We start from the raw sequence: 3,248 nt of genomic DNA, 5'->3' as shown, positions 1-3,248 counted from the left end.
TATGGCAATTTCGATGAACGCTACCAGACCAAAACAGGCGGCGTGCAGAATTTTCAGTACACCAGTGAGGTGTTTTACAACCCGGGAGGGAACGAGCTCAGCTGGACGTTCCGCGCACCGCCTGGCTGCACTCTGTCCGGTATTGTGGTTCAGGAAACCGGCAGTAGCTCTGCGGATAATATCGGTGGTGTGTATTACAAACAGGCCCAGATTTATATAAATGGCGCATGGCGCTCTGTATCAGGTTAATCAGGGAGAAAATAATGGAGCTCAGAAACGTTACGCGTTATTACCCTGAAGAAATGCCTTATGGTGAAGGCATTCAGTATTTCCGTAGTGAAGACGGACAGGATTTTTATGAATCACTGGATAAATTCACGAAGAAATACAAGCTGTGCACACATCCTGAAACCGGCGTTATTTATTCAATGGCGGAAGACGTATCCCGGCTTTATCCGGCAGGTTTCACCATTGTGGAAGTGGATGAACTACCGGATGGCTTTTGTATAGAAGCGCGCTGGTATTACAAAGACGGTGAAGTTCTTCCTGTTCCTGTTGACTACAGACAGCAGGCGGAGTCAGAGCGTGCACGTCTTACTGCGATTGCCGAACGGGAAATATCCGATAAGAAGACGGATTTACTTCTGGGAATCATCAGCGATGAAGAAAAAGAAAAGCTGAAAGCCTGGCGTATTTACGCAAAGGAGTTACAGGCGATGAATTTCAGTGCCGTCACTGATAAAGCCTCATATAACGCCATTGAATGGCCCGTCTCTCCGGAAACCCTTTCCTGATTTAATTTATCGCGAGAAAAACTATGGTAGTGATATCAGGTGCGCTGATAGATGGCGCAGGCATCCCCATGTCCGGATGCCACATAATTCTGAAATCCCGGGTAAACACCCCGGAAGTGGTGATGCGCACAGTTGCCGACGTGGTGACAGGAAATAATGGAGAATATTCGTTCGGGGCACAGGTCGGGAAATATTGTGTATATCTGAAGCAGGACTGGTGCGACGAGTACTGTGTTGGCGACATTTCGGTTTACGACGACTCCAGGCCCGGCACACTGAATGACTTTCTGACTGCCCTCGATGAAGGCGATTTAAAGCCGGATGTAGTGAAACGCTTTGAGGAAATGGTGGCGCAGGCGCAGCAGAGCGCGGAAGCGGCAGCGGAAAGCGAACGACAGGCCGGGCAACATGTCGCTGATGCGCAACAAATTAAGAGCGACTGCGAGACGCTGGCGGATAATGTACAGCAGAACGCAGAAGCCGTTGCCGAAGATAAAAAGCAGATAGCGTTACTGGCGTCATCTGCTTCGCAGGATGCGGCCCGCGCAGAGCAGGCTACCAGTGATGCCGATAAGGCCGTTCAGAAAGCTGTCGATAAACTTTCTGATGCCGCAACGCTGACCGGTGAGGCTAAAGCCAGCGCTGAAGCTGCCGCACAAAGCGAGCAGAATGCGAAAAATCACGCTGATAATGCAGCAGAAAGCGCACGCCAGACTGTGCAGGATGTGGAGGCAACGACTATTGCCCGCAGTGATGCGGAGCGTTTTGCGGATGAGGCAGAAAACAGCGCACAGACATCAGGTGCCGCACGGGATAAATCCGTTGATGCTGCTGAACAGGCTCGTCAGCATAAAGAGGCTGCATCTTCGGCAGCAACCAGCGCGGAAAATGCGGCAAATTCCGCACTCGGGCATGAAAACAGCGCCGCTGAATATGCCCGACAGGCTAAAGCCAGTCAGGATACGAGCGCAGACAATGCACGGGAATCGAAACAGCAGAGGGATGAAGCGCAACGGATAGTTGATGACCTGAAGGGAACCAGCGCCACCACGACAGAAAAAGGCCTGGTGCAACTCAGTAGTGACACTGACAACGACAGTGAAGAGCTGGCAGCCACGTCAAAAGCCGTCAAAATCGTCATGGACGAGACGAAAACAAAAGCACAGCTGGACAGCCCGGCGTTCACAGGTAAGCCAACCGCACCAACCCCGCCGGACGATGCGGTCGGGCTGGAGATGGCAAACGCGGCGTTTGTCCGCAAACTACTCGCCGCACTGGTTGACTCGTCACCGGAAGCCCTGGACACACTGAACGAGCTGGCCGCGGCGCTGGGCAATGACCCGAACTTTGCGACAACAATCATGAACGCGCTGGCAGGTAAACAACCGCTGAGCGATGTGCTGACGGCAATCAGTGAGCTGACGCAACGGGCAGATAATCTTCTGTGCTTTAATCAGGACGGGAATGCTTCACTGTCTCCGCTGTCAGAAAAAGCCCGTTCACTGCTGGCACAGGACATTCCTGAAGCCATGCGCCATGAGCTGGAGCTGGCAGTATCTGCAACAATGGAGCCTCAGAGTGATATTTATGATCGCACTGCTGGTTGTCTGGCGATTCCCGGAGGGTTTGGCTTTGGCGCATTGTTCACAGATGAACAGGAAATGCATTTCAGTGCCGAAAACGGACCGACTGAATTTTTGCAGTGGGTGCGTGAAACACCACCAGGACGCTATCTTGTCAGTCAGTACGACGGTAATAAAAAGGCCCCCATTATTAATGGCTCCGATACACTGAATTTTTCTGGTTATCTGGATATTGAAGTTCGCACAAATACCACCCCGGAGAATCAGCAAAATGCAACGAAACAGGTTATTTTTAAAGGAATAAACGGAGAGAGTTACACGGCAACAATTCACAGCAACATCACCCCTGTAACCCTGCCTGACAGCTGGGATAATGAGTTACTTAAGGTTGATGATTTTACACAGGTACTGCGCTCTTCCACCGGCAATAGCTGGGGGAGTCCTGATATTGGGGGGCTGATGCTGGGGGCATATCTGGGAGAGGCGGAAAGTAATGAGAGCATAAGGCTGTACAGGGGGATGATTGTGCCCGGCTCACGAATTGGTCAAATAGGCATGATGGGGATACTGGGGAGTTCTGCTACAAGCAATAGCACGCCGCAATTTTATCTTGCAGACAGCAGCGTAACACCACAGTCAGGCAGTTTTGTCGCCTTATCCGGTAACAACAGAATTATGGCCAGTTCAAAGTTTTATTATGTTGGTTTATTCATGCGGGTGGCATAAAAAATGGAAATACGACAAATTCTGAATCCACGTTATCTGGAATCAGGTGCAATTAACTGTGAGGTATTGTTTGAGGGAATGGAGAAAGTCCTGCCGTATACAGCGACAAAAGATGATACAGCACAGACAGGTCAGCGCATCTGGG

At 50.9% G+C, this 3,248-nt stretch carries 2 protein-coding genes and 2 pseudogenes; all 4 read left to right on the top strand.

What is annotated here, in order from left to right:
• Window positions 1–249 (top strand): annotated as a pseudogene (locus FQ015_RS15630) (phage tail protein); the annotation flags it as partial.
• A 14-nt stretch (window positions 250–263) separates the two neighbouring features.
• Window positions 264–794 (top strand): tail fiber assembly protein, encoded by a 531-nt coding sequence (locus FQ015_RS15625; protein WP_000423346.1) that lies wholly within the window; start codon window positions 264–266, stop codon window positions 792–794.
• Window positions 795–817: 23 nt separating this feature from the next.
• Window positions 818–3,103 (top strand): prophage tail fiber N-terminal domain-containing protein, encoded by a 2,286-nt coding sequence (locus tag FQ015_RS15620; protein ID WP_160524242.1) that lies wholly within the window; start codon window positions 818–820, stop codon window positions 3,101–3,103.
• Window positions 3,104–3,106: 3 nt separating this feature from the next.
• A pseudogene (locus FQ015_RS24260) lies at window positions 3,107–3,248 on the top strand (DUF4376 domain-containing protein); the annotation flags it as partial.

The sequence above is a fragment of the Escherichia sp. HH26CH genome, from assembly GCF_009820205.1.
GTDB lineage: Bacteria > Pseudomonadota > Gammaproteobacteria > Enterobacterales > Enterobacteriaceae > Escherichia > Escherichia coli_F.
This window is presented reverse-complemented; position numbering and strand designations above follow the sequence as displayed.